This is a genomic window from Helicobacter sp. CLO-3, assembly GCF_001854545.1.
Classification (GTDB): Bacteria; Campylobacterota; Campylobacteria; order Campylobacterales; family Helicobacteraceae; genus Helicobacter_B.
Window position 1 is genome coordinate 86,958 of the sequence record NZ_MLQN01000002.1, and the last position, 17,753, is coordinate 104,710.

Annotated in this window: 12 protein-coding genes and 1 pseudogene; 6 read left to right on the forward strand and 7 right to left on the reverse strand. The window is 45.1% G+C overall.

Annotated elements, in window-relative coordinates:
* Positions 1-165: 165 nt before the first annotated feature.
* Positions 166-1,026 (reverse strand): DUF5718 family protein, encoded by an 861-nt coding sequence (locus BKN38_RS00955; protein WP_233712825.1) that lies wholly within the window; start codon positions 1,024-1,026, stop codon positions 166-168.
* A 328-nt stretch (positions 1,027-1,354) separates the two neighbouring features.
* On the opposite strand from BKN38_RS00955, the pseudogene BKN38_RS00960 reads away from it, so the two are divergent.
* From BKN38_RS00960 to nusB, 5 genes and pseudogenes are all read left to right on the forward strand, one after another.
* Positions 1,355-1,993, forward strand: a pseudogene (locus BKN38_RS00960) (carbonic anhydrase); the annotation flags it as partial.
* Positions 1,994-2,087: 94 nt separating this feature from the next.
* The gene (locus BKN38_RS00965; protein WP_066456125.1) at positions 2,088-3,608 is read left to right on the forward strand and encodes a hypothetical protein; all 1,521 of its coding nucleotides are present in this window, start codon (positions 2,088-2,090) and stop codon (positions 3,606-3,608) included.
* A 187-nt stretch (positions 3,609-3,795) separates the two neighbouring features.
* Positions 3,796-5,325 carry an NTP/NDP exchange transporter gene (locus tag BKN38_RS00970; protein WP_066456130.1) on the forward strand — a complete coding sequence of 510 codons (1,530 nt, stop codon included), beginning with the start codon at positions 3,796-3,798 and terminating at the stop codon, positions 5,323-5,325.
* An 81-nt stretch (positions 5,326-5,406) separates the two neighbouring features.
* Positions 5,407-5,907: a 6,7-dimethyl-8-ribityllumazine synthase gene (gene ribH / locus BKN38_RS00975; protein ID WP_066456136.1), complete on the forward strand. Its 501-nt coding sequence runs from the start codon at positions 5,407-5,409 to the stop codon at positions 5,905-5,907.
* A 130-nt stretch (positions 5,908-6,037) separates the two neighbouring features.
* Positions 6,038-6,445 carry a transcription antitermination factor NusB gene (gene nusB / locus BKN38_RS00980; RefSeq protein WP_066456139.1) on the forward strand — a complete coding sequence of 136 codons (408 nt, stop codon included), beginning with the start codon at positions 6,038-6,040 and terminating at the stop codon, positions 6,443-6,445.
* Positions 6,446-7,072: 627 nt separating this feature from the next.
* On the opposite strand, the gene BKN38_RS11585 is transcribed toward nusB, so the two are convergent.
* The 3 genes from BKN38_RS11585 to BKN38_RS00995 form a co-directional block, all read right to left on the reverse strand.
* Entirely contained in the window at positions 7,073-7,204 is a 132-nt protein-coding gene (locus tag BKN38_RS11585) for a hypothetical protein (RefSeq protein ID WP_256325504.1), read from the reverse strand.
* Between the two features lie 458 nt (positions 7,205-7,662).
* The gene (locus tag BKN38_RS12220) at positions 7,663-9,048 is read right to left on the reverse strand and encodes a type I glyceraldehyde-3-phosphate dehydrogenase (RefSeq protein ID WP_066456142.1); all 1,386 of its coding nucleotides are present in this window, start codon (positions 9,046-9,048) and stop codon (positions 7,663-7,665) included.
* 195 nt (positions 9,049-9,243) lie between these two features.
* The gene (locus tag BKN38_RS00995) at positions 9,244-10,245 is read right to left on the reverse strand and encodes a DnaJ family molecular chaperone (RefSeq protein ID WP_066456143.1); all 1,002 of its coding nucleotides are present in this window, start codon (positions 10,243-10,245) and stop codon (positions 9,244-9,246) included.
* A gap of 1,375 nt (positions 10,246-11,620) precedes the next feature.
* On the opposite strand from BKN38_RS00995, the gene BKN38_RS10175 reads away from it, so the two are divergent.
* Positions 11,621-12,598 (forward strand): outer membrane beta-barrel protein, encoded by a 978-nt coding sequence (locus BKN38_RS10175; RefSeq protein ID WP_082942506.1) that lies wholly within the window; start codon positions 11,621-11,623, stop codon positions 12,596-12,598.
* A gap of 783 nt (positions 12,599-13,381) precedes the next feature.
* On the opposite strand, the gene ccoS is transcribed toward BKN38_RS10175, so the two are convergent.
* The 3 genes from ccoS to BKN38_RS01030 are packed head-to-tail and all read right to left on the reverse strand — an operon-like array spanning position 13,382 to position 17,513.
* Positions 13,382-14,551, reverse strand: coding sequence for a cbb3-type cytochrome oxidase assembly protein CcoS (gene ccoS / locus BKN38_RS01020; protein WP_082942505.1), 1,170 nt, complete (start codon positions 14,549-14,551; stop codon positions 13,382-13,384).
* Positions 14,548-16,308 carry a 4-hydroxythreonine-4-phosphate dehydrogenase gene (gene pdxA / locus BKN38_RS01025; protein ID WP_066455064.1) on the reverse strand — a complete coding sequence of 587 codons (1,761 nt, stop codon included), beginning with the start codon at positions 16,306-16,308 and terminating at the stop codon, positions 14,548-14,550. Before pdxA ends, ccoS begins: the two co-directional genes overlap by 4 nt.
* Positions 16,305-17,513, reverse strand: coding sequence for a type II secretion system F family protein (locus BKN38_RS01030; RefSeq protein ID WP_066455058.1), 1,209 nt, complete (start codon positions 17,511-17,513; stop codon positions 16,305-16,307). The genes pdxA and BKN38_RS01030 overlap by 4 nt, the downstream gene beginning before the upstream one ends.
* Positions 17,514-17,753 lie beyond the last annotated feature (240 nt).

The following is a 17,753-nucleotide window of genomic DNA, read 5'->3' on the forward strand; positions in this document are numbered from 1 at the left end:
ACGAGGCGTGAGGTATAAAATACAAAAGTGTGAAGCGCACACTCGTGGTGTTGGATGCTTGATTTAGATTCTAGTCTTTTGTGAAAGCCAGAATCTAGATTTTATATTTATTTCATTTTATATCTATTTGCGTGCGTCGGATGCCAAATCTATCTACGCATGATTTTATCGCACGATTTGATCTACTATGGAGGCGTTTTTTATGTCTTTTAGATTCTCATCTTTTATCGCATCGATGATGTCTTGCTGGGTGTATTGGTGGTGATTGTAAGTGATTATTATCACTCTATCGCCCTCTTTCAGATACCCATGCTCGTATTTTGGCATATAGCGCGTGGCACCTATGGAAAATATCGCCTCGCTCGGATATTGCGCGATTTGCAGCATTTTTGCTAGATTTTCTAGCACGCCGATATCTTGCTGCGTGTTTAGCTTGCGCGCCATCCACTCGATAAGCTTTGTGTAAAAATAGCTATATCCCGTGAGCCTGCTCGCCTCGCCATACGCCTCTACCGCGCCCGCCTCTACCGCCCCATTTTGCACGATAAAAGACGCTAGCGTATAGTCATCACACACCCCACCACAATCAAAAGAATCAATAGGAATCCACCTATCGCCCATGCCTTTTGAGCCAGCAGAAAAATTCTTTTTCTGTGAAAGTTTGGTGGCGTTTTTGTCATTTCTTACAGAAGTGTCATTAAACGCGCAAAAAGCTTTTGGCAGCACTTTTTGCACCTGCTTTTGCCCGGCTACTTCATGATAGAGTAGCTCGCAATGCAGCGCTATCTCTGGCTCTGCTTGTATGGATAGGCTTTTGTCAGCTGGCAAAATGATAGCGCTATCATCAAAGCAAAATCGCCCCAAATGCCCGCTATGATTTGGCACAAAAAATGGAAAAAGCCCCTTTGGCGCGCACGCCTCATCGCCTTCAATATTGGCAAAATCGCAAGCCTCCCCCGCCTGCTCCAAGTGATTTGCAAAATTCCCCACAAGCCCAAAACCTATCATCTGCTCTAGCTTCATCATGGCGCACTCCTTAAGACACCCTAAATATATGGGGCGCATTATATAGCCAAAAAACAAGAAAAATGCTTTTTTGTCGTGAAAAAATAATGCATATTTGGCGCGTATCACTATTTTACACATTATGAGAGGTTGTTTGGCGCTGTTTGTGTAAAATAGTAAATTTGCGCGAGGTTTATTGAGGTTTATTTATGAGGCTTTTGGCGTGGGTTTTGCCACATATATTTGCTAGGCTTTTATCGCGCCTTTGTCGCGCCTTTTTCAGAATCTTTGCCAAAATATTGTAAAATCACAGAATCCAAACACCAAATACATCAAAAAAGGAAAAATTATGAAAGAACTTTTTGAAGGCGCGATAAAGTTTAGAGAAGAGGATTATAACGACCACAAAGAGCTGTATGAAAGCCTAAAAAAGCACCAAGACCCACACACGCTTTTCATCTCTTGCGTAGATTCTCGTGTCGTGCCAAACCTCATTACAAACACGCTTCCGGGCGATTTGTTTGTCGTGCGAAATGTCGGCAACATCGTCCCACCTTACAAAGATTCTCATCGCCCGCAGGATTTGCGCGAGGGCTTCCTAGCCACCACCGCCGCGATAGAATACGCCATCACGATTTTGGAGATAAAAAACATCATAATCTGCGGGCATAGCAACTGCGGGGCATGCTCGGCGATATACGAGCCGCCCGCCAAACTCGAGCAAACGCCCTATGTCAAAAACTGGCTAAGACTGCTAGACCCCGTCAAAGAAAAGGTGCTCGCGATAAATCCCAACTCCAAATCAAAGCGCATCTGGCTTACTGAACAGATAAACATCGAGCAGCAGCTGGAGAATCTCATGAGCTATCCTTTTGTCGAGGAGCGCTTCGATCGCGGTGAGCTGCGCGTTTTTGGCTGGTATTATATCATCGAGACGGGCGAGATACTAAACTACAATATGATAACGCGCGAGTTTAAGCCAATCTCCAATCCGCAGCACAAGGCAGAGGGCAAAGATTCTAGCTCGAGCAAAAAGGCAGAATCTAAGGGCGCGGAATCTAAAAAGGCGGATTCTGCCAAAAGTGCAGATTCTAGCAAAAGCGCAGATTCTAGCAAATCCACAAAAACCGACAAATCCGCCAAATAGCCGCGCGCCAATGCCAGATAATCGCATAATGCTTGATATAGATGGCTTAGAAAAACTGCTGGCAAAACGCGCGCAAGCATCGCAAAATGCGCGAGCATCGCAAAGCGCGCGGGGCGCGCTATCGCCACAAAATACGCAAAACGCGCAGGGTGCGCTATCGCCAAAAGAGCAAGAAAAGCTACAAAACATCATAGAATCCTTGCGCGCGCACAAGGCGCAAATAGATTCTGCGTATAAATACGCGGCGTGCGCGTATGCGGCGTATGCGGGCTTGGATGATTATATGAGCGGGCGATTTTCGCGATTTGGCACGATAGATAGCGTGCAAAAATCTGCAAACGCCACGCCAAACACCGCATTAGACGCTATATTAACCCCCGCGCAACTAGAATCATTTGAGCGCCTAACCCCCGCGCAAAAGGCGCTTTTCGCCGCACTCATACGCCGCCCAAATATGAAAGGCGATAAAATCATCATCGGCGGATTCTCCCCGCGCCTGTGGAGCGAGGCGCTGGCGGTGGCGCGCGATTTTGAGGTGGTGAAGCATATCAATGAGAGATGCGCAGAATCTCGGGGCGGCTTCAAAGCCACGCTTTTCAAAGATAATAGCCAAAGCGCGCCAAACGCGCAAAGCTATGTGCTAGCACTCGCTGGGACAGACGCACCAAGCCCCAATATTTTCAACGATGAAATCGACATCAAAGACTTGTGCGCAGATGTGAGCCTCGCTTTGAAACGCCTGCCGCACGCGCAGTTTGAATCGATGATAAATTTTTATTATCGGATAAAGAGCGAGATTTTCGCGGGTGTAAAAGTGGATTCTTGGGATTTGGATTCTGGCTCGACGCAAAAAGGCGAGAATCTAGGCATGCGGAATTTAGATTCTAGTGTGGCGCAAAAAGGTGAGAATCCAAGCGCGCAGGATTTAGATTCTGGCGCGCCGATAAACCCAGCTACCAGCCTAACCGCCATCAACTTAACCCCCATCAGCTTAACCATAGTGGGGCATTCTTTGGGCGGGTATTTAGCGCAGATTTTCGCGCTCGTTTTTGCTGAAGACATAAGCGGCGTTTATACCTACCAAGCCCCGGGCGCAGGCGATTTTTATCGCGAGTTTTTGGGCGTCAAAACTTGGCGCAGATATGCAAGCGGAGGCGCGATAGAGCGGCATTTATATCAAGCGTATGAGAATCTAAGTTTTGCGCGCAAACGAGCAGCGGAAGCAAAAGTGCGCGGCAAAGTTTTTCATCTAAACACCGCTAGCAGCGCGCATCATTGGCGTAATTCTTTTATTTTTGGCAATTTTATCGAGGAGTTTGGCAGGAAAATACAAGGGGCTAGATTCTACGCAAATGTCGGCTCTAGCGGCAATAGACATCACCCCTCATATCCGCTCCTAGCCTTGCAGCGGCTAGAAAACGCCCTGCGCGATTTGGAATCCAAAAATATTTTATAGATTCTCGCTAGCCTTGCGCTTGCAAAGGCCTTTTTCGCGCAATAGTCACAAAAATATGACTATATACACTTTTTGTGCCTACTTGATTTTTGGATATTTGCGTTATATAATCGCTATTTGTTTTTGGCGCGCGTTCTAATATTTAGACAAATGCCGCGCAAAAATATCAAAATAAAAAAGGATTTTTATGAGTTTATCAAGCTTTTTTTATCGTATTTTAAACCTAAAAAATGATGAGTTAAAACTACTTTTTGGCTCTTTTTTCTTTATGTTTGTGATATTTGCAAGCTATGCAATACTGCGTCCTATACGAGATGTAGCAGGCTTGTATAATGACAAAGAGATTTTGAAATGGCTTTTTTTGGCAACTTTTATCGTGGTGATTGTTTTTAGCATTTTATCGATGTGGCTTAGCGGATTTGTAGCGCGCAAAAAATACATAGATAGTATTTTTATTTTTTCTAGTGCTTGTTTGCTGGTATTTTTTCTAGCGCTTTGGTGGATTCCAAAAGAGAGTGCGTATAGGGAAAGTGCGCATTTTATATGGCTTATGCGCGTGTTTTATGTGTGGGTTAGCGTGTTTATTATGTTTGTGTTATCTAGTGCGTGGAGTTTGCTTGTGGATGTGTTTAGCAAAGAGCGCAGTCAGCGGCTTTTTGGCATCATCACAGCGGGCGTGAGTTTGGGCGGAATCGCTGGGTCAAATATCGTGCTATTTCTAAGCAAATTTTTGCAATTGCAAGATTTTATCCTCATATCTATGGCGCTGCTTTTTATCGCTATTTGGCTAAAGTCTTTTATCATAAATAGCGCTTATGAATTGCTAGAAAAAGAAACTCAAGCACAAGAGAAAATAAAAAATAAAAATATCACCAAAAATAGCACAAAAATAAATGATAGAGAAAATTTAGATTCTGCCACAGCATTAGAATCTAACGCGCAAAAAAATATACTAGATTCTAGCGCAGAATCCGCGCGCGCGTCAAACACGCCAAATGCACTAGAATCCAAAAACGCGCCAGAATCCACCCTAGCTCAAACACCAGCGCTCACCCCCACCGCCGCGCTAAAGGAGCGTTTCTCCAAGCCCGCCGGCTCCAAAAACCCATTTGCCGGCTTTTCTATCATCATCAAGTCGCGCTATCTACTGGCTTTCATGGCGTTTATCTTGCTGCTTTCTGCGGTCAGCACTTTTCTTTATATGGAGCAGACGCGCACGCTAAAGCTGCTTTTCCCAGAATCTATGGAGGACTATGATAAAGCGCGCACGCAGGCGCTCGCTGGCATTGATTTGATCGTGCAGAGTGCTAGCTTTGTCATCCAGATATTTTTGACTTCGCGCATCGTGCGTGCGGTGGGGCTTCCGTGGATGCTTTCAGTCGTTGGCATGGTGGTGGCGTGCGGCTTTGTGGTGCTGTATTTCACGCATCCTTTGCTAGCACCGCTTGCGATAGTGATGATTTTGCGCCGCGTGGGCGAATACGCCTTCATCAAGCCCGGGCGCGAGATGCTTTTCATCCCGCTAGATTCTGACTCCAAATACAAGGTGAAAAACTTCTTTGACACCGTCGTATATCGCGGCGGAGACTCGCTAAGCTCGCAAGCAGAAGACGCGATAGCCAAAGTGAGCGTGGGCGCAGCACTTTTGTCCGGCGCTTTTGTAAGCGTAGTTTGGGGCGCGCTAGGCTACTATCTAGGCAAAAAATACGACAAATAACGCGCAAAATGCAGAATCTAAACTTGATTATCAGCCAAGATTTTGTAAAATAGCGGCTTTATTTTATGGCAAAGGATTTTTATGGCAACATTTGCAGACAAGGCTTTTGCGGGCAAGGTATTTGAAGGCAAGATTCTGCTAAAAGGCAGCGAAAAAATCGCCATCATCGCCAGCAGATTCAACCACATCATCACCGACCGCCTCATCGAAGGCGCCAAAGACAGCTTCCTGCGACATGGCGGGAATGAGAAAAACCTAGATTTGATCCTAGCACCGGGTGCGTATGAAGTGCCATTTGTGCTGGATAAGATTCTGGCAAGTAAGCGCTATGATGGCGTCTGCACGCTTGGAGCGATCATCAGAGGCGGGACACCACATTTTGACTATGTGAGCGCGGAGGCGACCAAAGGCATTGCCAACACCACGCTAAAATACGGCGTGCCTGTGAGCTTTGGCGTGCTGACGACGGACAATATCGAGCAGGCTATCGAGCGCGCCGGCTCAAAAGCTGGCAACAAGGGCTCTGAAGCGATGAATAGCCTAATCGAGCTCATAAGCCTCTATAGCGAGCTGAAAGTTTAGGCAGAATCTAGATTCTTAATATCTCAAGATTCTAGGTAGTCAAGCGGGATTCTAGGCGCCTTAAGCATCTAGATTCTAGCTAGAATCCGCTAAAACAACCAGAATCCAAACCAAAAACACAAGGAAAAATATGGCGACAAGGACGCATGCGCGGGAAGCGGTGATGGGGCTTTTGTATGGCTATGCTATTGGAAATGATGCGATAGGGCTTAACGCGCAGGCGATTTTGGAGGAAAAAAAAATAAAAAACAAGCAGCAAGACTTCGCGTTAAAGCTGTTTGCCGGCGTGCAGGAGAATCTAGAGGCGCTTGATAAAATCATCGAGGAGAATCTCGATGACTGGGAGTTTAAAAAGCTTGGCAACACCGAAAAAAGCATACTTCGGCTTGGCGCATACGAGCTGCTCTACACCGACACCGATGCGCCCATCATCATCAATGAAGCTGTGGAGCTTGCCAAAAGCTATGGCGAAGACAACGCCCCCAAACTCATAAACGGCGTCCTTGATGCGATAAAAAAGGCAAAAAGCAAGACATGAAGGCCAATGTGTTTTGACATGTATTTAAACTTGTCTGGTTGTGATATTAATCGTTATTGTGAGTAATACCCTTACAATTAATCCATAAATTCTTCATTAAATTTTGATTAAGACAAAACTCCACGCTAGCAAGCACATAGCCCATTGCTCATGCTATATTTATATTCTTAAGCAATTGGTTGTTTTTTAACCATCTCTTGTCTTTAGGAATATCTGCACCAAATTTTTTATATCTACTATGAGTTTAACAAAGACTTTAGAAAACACGCAATCAAATAAATGTATATCTCCGACACTATTATCATAAAAAATTTTTTCAAATCTAAATGACTTTCGAGTGGGCAGATAGAATTCTTAAATATTGACAGCAATAGTAAAAATACAAATAATCTAAACATATTTTGTAAAAAAGAAATATGACGAATAAAAATTGGCTTAATCAGCTGATCAAAATTATCCTTTTGTCTTAGTTTATCTATAAAAATATTATTTTTGCTAAGAACTTGGATTGCAAATGGAACAATTGCAATAGTAAATCCAAATAATCCAGCGATCAATGTTGTTAGCAAAATATTCAATTCATTGTTTAGCAATATTGCCTTATAAATTGCATAAATCAGATCAACCTTAGCTGCTAAAAATGAAAACCAGTCTGGCTGCAAGTTCTCTCAAAATATCGCTAAAATTTTTATAGCCAATAAAAAATAAACTATTTGGTATCAACTCTACCTTAAAGATAGAAGCTTTTAAAATTTTCATATTTGACATCCTTTAATATTATTATTCCCTGCACATTGCATCGTAGCATATCAATTAAATATTGCAACCTTATATCTTATGCCTTGTTTTTGTCTTACAATATTATTGATGTATTCTGATAAATTGAGCGACACCCGAGTTGCAAAAAACAAAATATAGCCCAGCCAATTCTTGTTTATTGCTTCAATATTTTAAATACTTTTATTAACGATTGCATCTCGTATCTCTAAAACGTCTGCAAAAATCATGCCAACAATTTTAAATACTTTTAAACAAGATTGGCTACACGCGATTTATTGCAAAAATCTTGTCGCATAGTTTGTCAAGAAATAAATAACTTTGTCAAAAAATATATACTGCTTTTGCAAAATTCTATATATTTAAGGTATTGCAAATTTTTTCAACAAAACTTAAAGTAAGCCAAGATTATACAAAATTTCATATAAGCTAAATCTCCGCTACAAAATCACCTTCGCCATGTCTAGGATTCTATTAGAATACCCCCATTCATTGTCATACCACGACATCACTTTACACATATTTTGCAGGCAAAATGTCAAATCCCTAGCGATGATGCTACTTCGCGCATCGTTCAAAAAATCGCTACTCACGCCATACTCATCATCAATGCCTAGAATCCCTTTTAGCGCGCCTTTGGATTCTGCTTCAAACAGCTCATTTAGCGTGCGCGCATCCACACTTTTTTGCAAAAACGCATTTAAATCCACCATCGACACATCCGCCACCGGCACGCGCAGGCTGTGCCCATGTATTTTGCCTTTTAGTGAGGGGATGACTTTGTATAGCGATTTGGCAGCGCCTGTGGTGGTGGGGATGATGTTTATCCCAGCGGCGCGCGAGCGGCGTTTGTCGCTGCGGTGGGGGACATCAAGGAGACTTTGGTCGTTGGTGTAGCTGTGTATCGTGCTAAGCGTGGCTTCGCGTATCCCAAACTCGCGCTCTAGGATCATTGCGATGGGTGCTAGGCAGTTGGTGGTGCAAGAGGCGTTTGATATGATGCGCTCGCCGGCATAGGCGCAGTGATTTACCCCCAGCACGAAGGTGGGCGTGTCATCGGTGGCGGGGGCGGAGATGATGACGCGTGGCACGCCTTTTTGTATATGGTGGGCGACTTGCGCGCTTTGCAGGAAAATCCCGCTGGATTCTATCACGACATCCGCGCCAAGCGCTTTGAAATCAAGCTTGGTAGGATCGCTATGGGAGAAAAATGGTATAGATATGCGCGCGTTTTGAGTGGCTTGCTCTTGGCGCGTGGATTGCATAGCTTGCGTGTGTTGTGCGCGTTGCAAGTCTTGCGTATTTGGCGTATTTGGCGCGTGCTGTGCTGGCTGGCGCGGCGTGGTAGAATCTTGTGTGGTAGAATCTTGCGAGGTAGAATTTTGTGTGGTAGAATCTTGTGAAGCGCTAGATTCTAGCATGATGCGAGCAGAATCTAGATTTGCCCCAGAATCTCGCATTTTGCTAGAGCCTGCCAAACTAGATTTTTCCAAGCTAGATTCTTGCAAACTAGATTCTGCCAGCGCACCAAAATCCGCCCATTTGCCAGAATCCACTGATTTATAAGCATTCGCTTTGCCAAAATCCACCAGCGCGCTAAAATCCACCAGCGCATCATCTTGCAAAGATTCTAGCACCAAACACTCATTTTCTATCCGCGCCCTCCTGCCAAGCGCGCCATGCATGGAATCCTTTTGAAAAAGATACGCGAGATTCTCGTGATTTGCGATGTCATTGATGCCTACGATCTCCACATCGCCGCGCTGCAACGCCACGCGCGCGATGCAGCGCCCAAGCCTGCCAAACCCATTGATAGCGATTTTCAAAGCCTTCCCCTTCTAATCCGCCAGAGCTCGCAAATGCCCGCTGGCGCGATTTTGCAAAATCATAAACAAACTGATATTTTGGTGTTGTAAATTTGATATTGTATATTGTTTGTGTAATTTTCGCTGCACTTTGGGAAAAATTAATGCAACTCTTAACAAAAGGCAATAACTTTTGCCAAATGTTGGTTTTGCAAATCACGCGGTCGTGCGGTGCGCCATTTTGGAGTTTTTTATCGTTTTGTAGGCGTCTGAAATGCGTTTAAACCTATCTTGATACAGCTCGATAGTATGCGGGTCTTTGCCATGCGCGTTGTCAGGGTGAAATATTTTGGCAAGCTTCAAATACTGCTTTTTCACCGACTCCATATCATCGCCCACCTTCACATCAAGCTCGCTGTAGCATTTATGCAAAAGATACTCCTCGCGCGTGAGAAAAGAGTCGCTAGATTCTGGCTTCTCGTATTCAAACTCAAGCGCGACATTGTGGATGATGCGCGAGCCTATGAGGCTGATGATGCCCTCCCACATCGACTGGCTGTAGCCCGCGGAGTTGATGCAAAACTCATTATCCACTTCATACACGATTTTATCGCCAAAAAGCGAGTGGATGTAGCGACGCGCGACGCGGTCGTTTTCCTCGAGGCGCAGGATGACTTGCCCTAGGCTTGAGATGTGGATGTGGATTTTTACCTTTTTTAGCACATCGTTTGGATTGGCGATTTTTATGCGTATGGGGAGGTGGCTGCGCTCTAGGATCTTTTCTAGCTCGGTGGGCTCGGGCTCTGCCTCGATGCCTTCATCCGCATGAGTCGTGCCAGAATCCGCGCCAGATACACTGCTAGAGACGCTGCTAGATACGCTAGCCGCGCTCGCACCAGAATCTAGCGCGTGCTTGTTTTGCTTGATAGATTCTATGCTTTTGCTAGAGTGGCACGATGGTTTTTCTTTGTCATCTAGTTTGCTGGAGGGCTTGCTAGATTCTGGTGCGTTGGCGTCTTCTTGCAGCGTGGCGTGATACATCCAGTTGATGAGATAATCTTTTTTGAAGCGCTCGCCATCATCTAAAATAAGCAGCGAGCTGGAAAGATGATAGCGCTTGGAGAAGTGCTTGGAGGCATATTCTAGCACCTTGTCCAAAAGGCGCGTCCCCTTAAACAGCTCGATTTGCACATAACGATCGCAATAAGTTATATTCATCTCCGACTCTCAATAGCTTGATATGGCGCAGCGTTGGCTTGTTTTTGCATATATTTGGCGCGATTTTACCACAAATCCACAAAATCTTGGTGCAAATAGGCAATGCAAAAGGCAATTTGCTCCGCTACCCATAGTGCTAAGATAGCTTTTGCGCTGCTACTCATAGCGCTAAGATTGACTTTGTGGATAGTTTGGATGGCTTTTAGATAGCTTTTGTAGCAAAATCTGTTCCGCCAGCGGCTAGCAAATCGCCAAAATAGTGGGCGTTTGTCAAATTTTTGCTAAGCTCTTTCCAAACTTTTGCTAGAAGTTTGCCAAAGTGTTTGCCAACTAGAGTTTGCTAAGCTTTTGCCAGGCCTTCCCAATCTTTCTGCCTTCAGCTTTTTCATTATTGCAATCTTTTTCACCTTGCAATCTTGTTGCTTTCGATCTTTTTGCAGGGCTTCGCTGATTTTGTGGCGTGGCGCTTGGCGCGCTTTTGCTTTCTGCGCGCCTCAAATATAATGCATCAAACATAGCCAAATGCTACATTGACAAAATCGGACAAAAAGAGATTTTTTAATCAAAAATCAAATCTTCGCGCGAAGCGCGCACCTAGATTCTGCATAAATTTTGCATCGCGAAATCTATACAGAATCCAAATCTCGCACAGCGCAAAACCTTATTTTTCGTCATTGCGAGGATTCTGCGAATCCGAAGCAATCCAGAGAATCAAAAATTCGCAGGGATTTTTGCGTAAATCGAGATAAAAGGCGCGCGAGCGCCGAACCTAGATTCTGCATAGATTTTGCATCGCAGAATTTATGCAGAATCCAAAATTTGCCACGCAAATTTTCAACAAACAAATTTTCAATCGCATTAAATCTCCGCATAAGCATACATCTCATAATAAAACCAAAAATATTCGCGCAAGCATGCATTTTAATAAAATCACTAGAATCTAGATTTGCGCTTCGTGCAAGATTTTATCTAACTAAAAATCCTTACACTTTTTTGGCTTAAACTTTTTCGGATGTTGTCTTAGATTAGATTCTGTTTTGGATTCTACTTTGGATTTAGCTTAAAATTTTCTTTATTTTCCCCTTTCAATTTCGCATCAGATTCTGTGATTTTGCATCTATTCACACCAAAAATGTTTCATATCGTAATGACTGCTTAAATTTTCGCGCAGTTTTTGGCTCAATATATTGACCCCCCCCCCCCATTTTTGTTATCGTGGCACTTCAGATTTGGCTTGTTGTCGAGGTTTGGAGCGGATGCAAAACTGCGGTGCGTTTAGCGCGACGCAAAACATAACGCAAAAACGCAGAATCTAGATTTGCAAATCCAAAACTCGCAAAAAGCCAAAGCGATAAAAATAACACAAAGGACAAAAATGAAGGCAAAAAGAGTTTCTAATGTTTTCAAAGTTTTTGGAGCGGTGAGCTTGGCTGGACTGCTTAGCGTGGCAAGTTTGCAAGCGGATGAGGCGCAAAACACGAAAGATATGCAAGCCGAGATAGACGCGCTAGAAAAAGAAAATCAGCTGCTGGGGCTAAAGCAGAAAAATGAGAAGCTAAAAGCAGAGCAAAGCGAGCAAACACAAGCACAAGTGCAAAAAGTAGATTCTAGTGCAGAATCTAAATCTATCAGCGCCGCCAGCAAAGCAGACAAAGGCGGTGCATTTGGATTCTGCAAAGGACAGCATGCAAGCACAGGATGCTTTATTGGCGGTAGCGTTGGTTTGGCGTTTGGGGAAAATTGGATGCCAATACCTAGCACAGACATCCTAGAATCTAGCTTGGAGAAAAGCTTTGTTGCTGTGCCTGTGAATCTCGACTTTGGCTGGCAGTGGTATTACGCACAAAATGCTGGCTTTAGGTTTAAAGGCTATATAGGCTATAGCAATTATAACTCGAAAAAAATGGGGAATATTACAGATACAACATCGCTCCCAATGCAAACAGCGAATATAGATGTAAGCATCCACGCGCTGCAATATGGACTAGAAGCTAGCTATCTTTACGACTTCATCTACAAAGGCAATCACAACTTTGGCGCGCATGTAAGCACAGGGTTTGAAGGAAGCACATTTGTGGGGCAAGGAGCAGATGCAAATATGGCTGAAGGCTACACATTGACAACCAATTTTCCAAGCTATAGTAAATTCACTTGGACTACAGGAATTGGAATTCATTATTTCTACAAAGTGCATCATCAGGTTTTCATAAGCTATCTTTATAGAGGATATACCAACAGCAAAATGGTGTTTAACAAGGATGGTAATGGAGAGGGCGAACTCGGTTCAGATATATTCCAAATCTCCACCACACCACGCAGCACCATAATGCTGTCGTATGCGTATAAATTCTAGGCTGCTAGACTAGCTCGCTAAAATTCTAGTTTGCCAAAATTCTAGTTTGCCAAATGCTAATCGCTAGGCTAGCTCAACTATCTCAACTATCCCCACTTGGGGATTTGGATTCTGGGATTTTGGAATATGAAATATGAATTTTTGAAATCTGGAATTTCGGAATCGGGTATTTTGAAATCTTGGAATCTTAAAACTTAGAATCCACAATTCAGAATCTTAGATTTTGGATTCTGGAATCTGCAATTTGCAATTTTTGATTCTTGGATTTTGAGTTTTTGGAATTCTTAAGGTTGTAGATTCTGATTTTTTTGGGTTTTGCGGGTTTCAAAAATCTTGCCTAGTTTGAGATTTGGATTCTGCAATTCTGCGGTGCAAAATCTATGCAGAATCTAGGTGTGCGCTAAAGTGCGGAGATTTGATGCGATTGAAAATTTGCAAAGCAAATTTTGGATTCTAGTTTTGTCAAACTAGAATCTAGGTTTGGCGCTTACGCGCCTTCTATCTCAATTTATTTTACCCAAAAATCCTTGCGGATTTTTATGGATTGCCGCGCCGCACAAGTGCGGCTCGCAATGACGATTTCGCGTAGTTTGTCGGTTTTTATAGATTGCTTCGCTACGCTCGCAAAGCGTTAGCTTCTTTAGTAATGACGAATTGAGATTTTGCATTAATAGATTTTGGATTCTGGCAGATTTTATAAAACTACTTTTCCAAATCCGCCAGAATCCACGCCTGCGCCTCGTGCGAGTTTTGCAGAATCTAGGTTCGGCACTAGTGCGCCTTTTACCCCTCTAGACTTTTTATATAGTTTATTATTTTATCCGCTTGTGAGATTGCCACAGCGATAGAAGCGCCGGATTTAAACAATATATCCCCAGCCACAAACACGCCCGCCACGGAGCTTTGCAGATTCTCATCGACTTTTGGGATATTGTTTTCATCAAGCTCTAGCTGACATTTTTTGAGAAAATCCACCGGCGAAGACCCGCCGATAGCGTATATCGCGCGATCATACACCTCGCTAGTGCCATCGCTAAAATGCGCTTCCACCTTGCCATCTTTTTCGCTCAAGCTTTCTATATCGATGCCTAGCTTCATCTTTAGCGCGCCGCTCTCGCGTTTTTTGGCTAGCTCCTCGGCGTTGGTGTCGTTTATGCGCGAGAAGGTTTCGCGGCGATAGTTTAGCGTGGTGTCATGCGTGTCAGCCAGCTCGCATGCGTATTCTACCGCGGAGTTGCCCCCGCCTACGATGAGTAGCTTTTCGCCCGCTTGCACGCTAGAGGCGTTGTAATTCACTTGGCGCAGTATCGCTGGGGGGATTTTGTAGCTTGGCTTGTTTGGTTGTCCCATTTTGCCGATGGCAATTATTGCGTATTTTGCGCTATATGTTTTGTTGCCCCCAGCGCTTATTTCTAGGCTGCCATCAGGCTGCTTGCGGATGGATTCTACATCGCTTTCATAGATGACATTTATGCTGTTTTTTGCCAGCAGTTTATCAAACATCGCCAGCGCGCTCTCTTTCGTGCCATCTTGAAAATCCACGCTCCCAGTCAGCTCGACTTTTTGCCCCTTGTAGTCGCGATCTACGCGCTTGCCATCTTTGTAAAATTTTCGCAAAGTCGCATTATGCTCTTTGCCTTTTTCAAAAAGCACCACTTTATCAATGCCTTTTGCTTTCGCCTCTACCGCAGCGCCGATACCGCCGGGTCCTGCGCCTATGATTGCCAATGTATAATCTGCCATATTTTCTCCTTTTTTTGAGTTTTGCGAATTTTTCTGCGAGATTTGATACGCGAAGTTTAGATCCTCCACGCTATCAAACAGCGCTCCATGTGTGATTTTCTGCGCATCGTCAAACTGCCCGCTCCTAAGCCCCCACAAAAACACCACAAGCCCGATAAGCCCGATAGCGATAGATACGATTAGCATGATAGTGATGACGGCGGTATTCATACAATCTCCCAAAATGCCAAAAGTCGCTCTATGCTAAGCCCGCGCGCGCAAGATTCTAGCCCTAAGCGGCGGCGTATGTAGCGGCGGTGAAATCCCTCCACCATCACGCAGCCCGCCTTTCCGCGCCACTCACCAGAATCCAAATACAAAAGCATATCATCAAGCATAAACGCATCTAGCTCTAAATGACACGCACTCATATCCTGCAATGCGCCGCGCGCGCTTTGGTAGCTCATCGCGGTGATGACGCTTATACGCTTTGCGCTTTGGAATTCTAGCATATTTCTCGCTTCTTTGGCACTTTTAGCTTTTCTTTGTAGCACGCCGCCCACGCTTATCACGCTATCAGCCACCAAAACGCCAGAATCTAGCGCGGATTCTAGCCTATTTTCTGCGCGGAGGCGTTTGAGCGTGGCGTCCATTTTGCCTTGACATGCTTGGAAGACGAAGGATTTGGGCTCGCTAGTTTGCAAGCTATCTTCATCAAATCCACTCTCTAGCTGGATAAACTCTATACCATGCGCGCGCAAAATCTCCGCTCTCGTGGGGCTGGTGCTGGCTAGGATTAGCTGGCGGCTGGGTGTTTTGGATGTTTTGGATTCTAGAGATTTTTTGGATTCTGGCGCGTTTTTAGAGTCCAAAGATTTTTTAGATTCCAGAGGCGTTTTAGATTCTGCGATGCCAAAATCTAGCGCATTGCGATAGCTTTGCGTGTGCGCGATGCCCTTATACGCGATGTCAAATGCCACGCCATGATCGACAGAGACGCGATTTATCGGTAGATTTAGGTTGATGTTGATACTCTCATCAAAATACAGCGCTTTGAGCGGCGCTAAGCCGATGTCATGATAAGGCGCGACAAACACGCGAAACTTCGCGCGCATATGCGGTGCAAACGCGCTATCTGGCGCGACTATGCCAGCGTAAGCCTCTCTGCCTAGCGCTTCATTGGCGTTTCTTAGCGCTTTTTGTATCAGCTCATCTTCTTTGCCGCCTATCGCGCCATTATCGCCACAATGCGGGTTAAACCCAAGCACGAGCGCCTGTGTGAAAGAAAAAGCGCGCGCAAAGTTTATGAGAAAGCGCGTGTAAGATTCTACGCTAATGCAAGCACTAACACGCTCAAGCGCGATATGATCGCTAAAAAGCGCGACAAACATTTGCGCGCAGCCTAACATCATTATCGCCTCTTTGTCATAGCGCGCGCGCAGGGCTTCGGTATGCCCGGCAAATGCGACGCCCGCCTCTTTCCACGCGGCTTTGTGGATGGGGAGCGTGAGTAGCGCGCTGGCATGCGATTCTGCCAGCTCCACGCCTTTTATGAAGCTTGCAAAGCTGTAAGCCCCGCTTGCCTTATCGATGCTAGAATCTGCTTTGATACGCAGCTCTTTTTGCGCTGGCGGGGCGAAGTGGCGCTCTGGCAGAGAATCCAAAAGTTGCTTTATCTCATCAAAATCTATGTGGCTGGATTTTGGCAAATTAGATTCTGGCGAAGCGGATTCTGGTGAGGCGGATTCTGACACATCAGATTTTGGCGCGCCGGATTCTGACAAACTAGATTCTCGCGCACGCATTTTCAAAATCTCAAGCGCTTGATAAAGCACCCCCTTATGCGCGCAAAATATCGGCTCACACACACTAAGCGTATGCTTTAGCTCGCGCAAAATGATCTCTAGCCCCACGCCATTCAGATCGCCTATGCTAATCGCGATTTTTGGCTTCTTATCAGCATTTCCCATATTTGCAAGATTTTTCATAGATTTATCCCGCCAAGATCCCAAATCGGCAAAAATATCCCAAACGCCAGCCACGCCACGACAAGCGCGATAAGCATCGTAGAAAGCGGCTCGATAAACGCCAAAATCCTAGCGATTTTCTGCTCATAAAGCCCTTGATAATACTTCGTGCTAAGCTCTAGCATCTGCTCTAGTTGCCCGGATTTATCGGCAGTGGCTAGAAAATGTTTGATATTATTATCGATGAAATTGCAGCGCGCAAACGCCACGCCAAGATTCTGCCCGCGCGCCACAAGTTCGGCGGATTGCAAAATCTGCGCTTTGATGATGGGGCTTTGGATAGCGTGCGCGGCGAGGTGCAAAACCTGCTTGAAATCAAGGCGCGCGGTATAAAGATACCAAAAACTCAAAAAATACGCCCACAAATCCCTATACACCACAAGCGAGCCAAACAGCGGTGCGCGCAAAAACGCCGCTGCAAAACGCCTATATAGCGCATTTTCCCGCGCGACACAGCCCCACACAAACGCGCCAAAAAGCAGCGCGCCAAGCGCGATAAACGCCCCATAGCTATGAAGCGCGCTAGATACCGCCATGAGCGCTTGCGTGCTAAGCGGCAGCACCGCGCCAAACGACGCAAAAAGCTCGGCAAACTGCGGTATCACAAAATACGCGATAACCACAAACGCCACGCATATGCTAAGCAGCACAAATGAGGGGTAAAACAGCGCTTTTAAAAAATTGGCGTGATTGTTTGACAGATCTTTGAAATAGGCGGAGAGGATTTTTAGCATTTGTGGAAGCTGGCTTGACTCTACCCCAGCGCTTAGGAGTGCCACGCCCATGGGGCTAAAGATGCGCGAAAAGGGGGCGAGCGCTTCTTGAAACGATAAGCCAGCTTGGATGCAAAGCAGAATCTGCCTATACATATCGCGCAAAAATGCGCTCGGCGCGCTTTGTGCGAGGCTCTCTAGCGTGTCTTTGAGCGGCAGGGCAGAATCTAGCATGATGGCAAAAAGATGCAGGTTTTGCGAAAGCACAAGCGGGCTGGGCTTGCGCCCAAAGGGGTTAGCGAAGGAGCTGATGAAAGTGCTCGGGCGGAGGCTTAGGCGCGCGTTTGTGATGTGGAGGTTTGTAGCGAGCTGTTTGGCTTGCGCGCGCGAGGTGGCATGCAGAGTGATGTTTATAGGCTTTGCGTTTTGGATGCCACTCACTTCAAAACGCATGCTACTCCTTTTTTGGATTTGGTTTTATTTTTAATTTTGGATTCTGGGTTTTTGTTTGTTATTTTTTAGTTCTAGATTCTATTTTTTTGCACTTTTGGCTTTTTAGTAATCCGCCCTTCCTGTCATTGCGAGGAGCAAAGCGACGAAGCAATCCATTTTGGCAGCTCGAATTCATTTTGCGATTTTTATTTTTCTAGATTGCTTCGTCGCTTTGCGCGGATTCTAGATTTCGTCGCGATT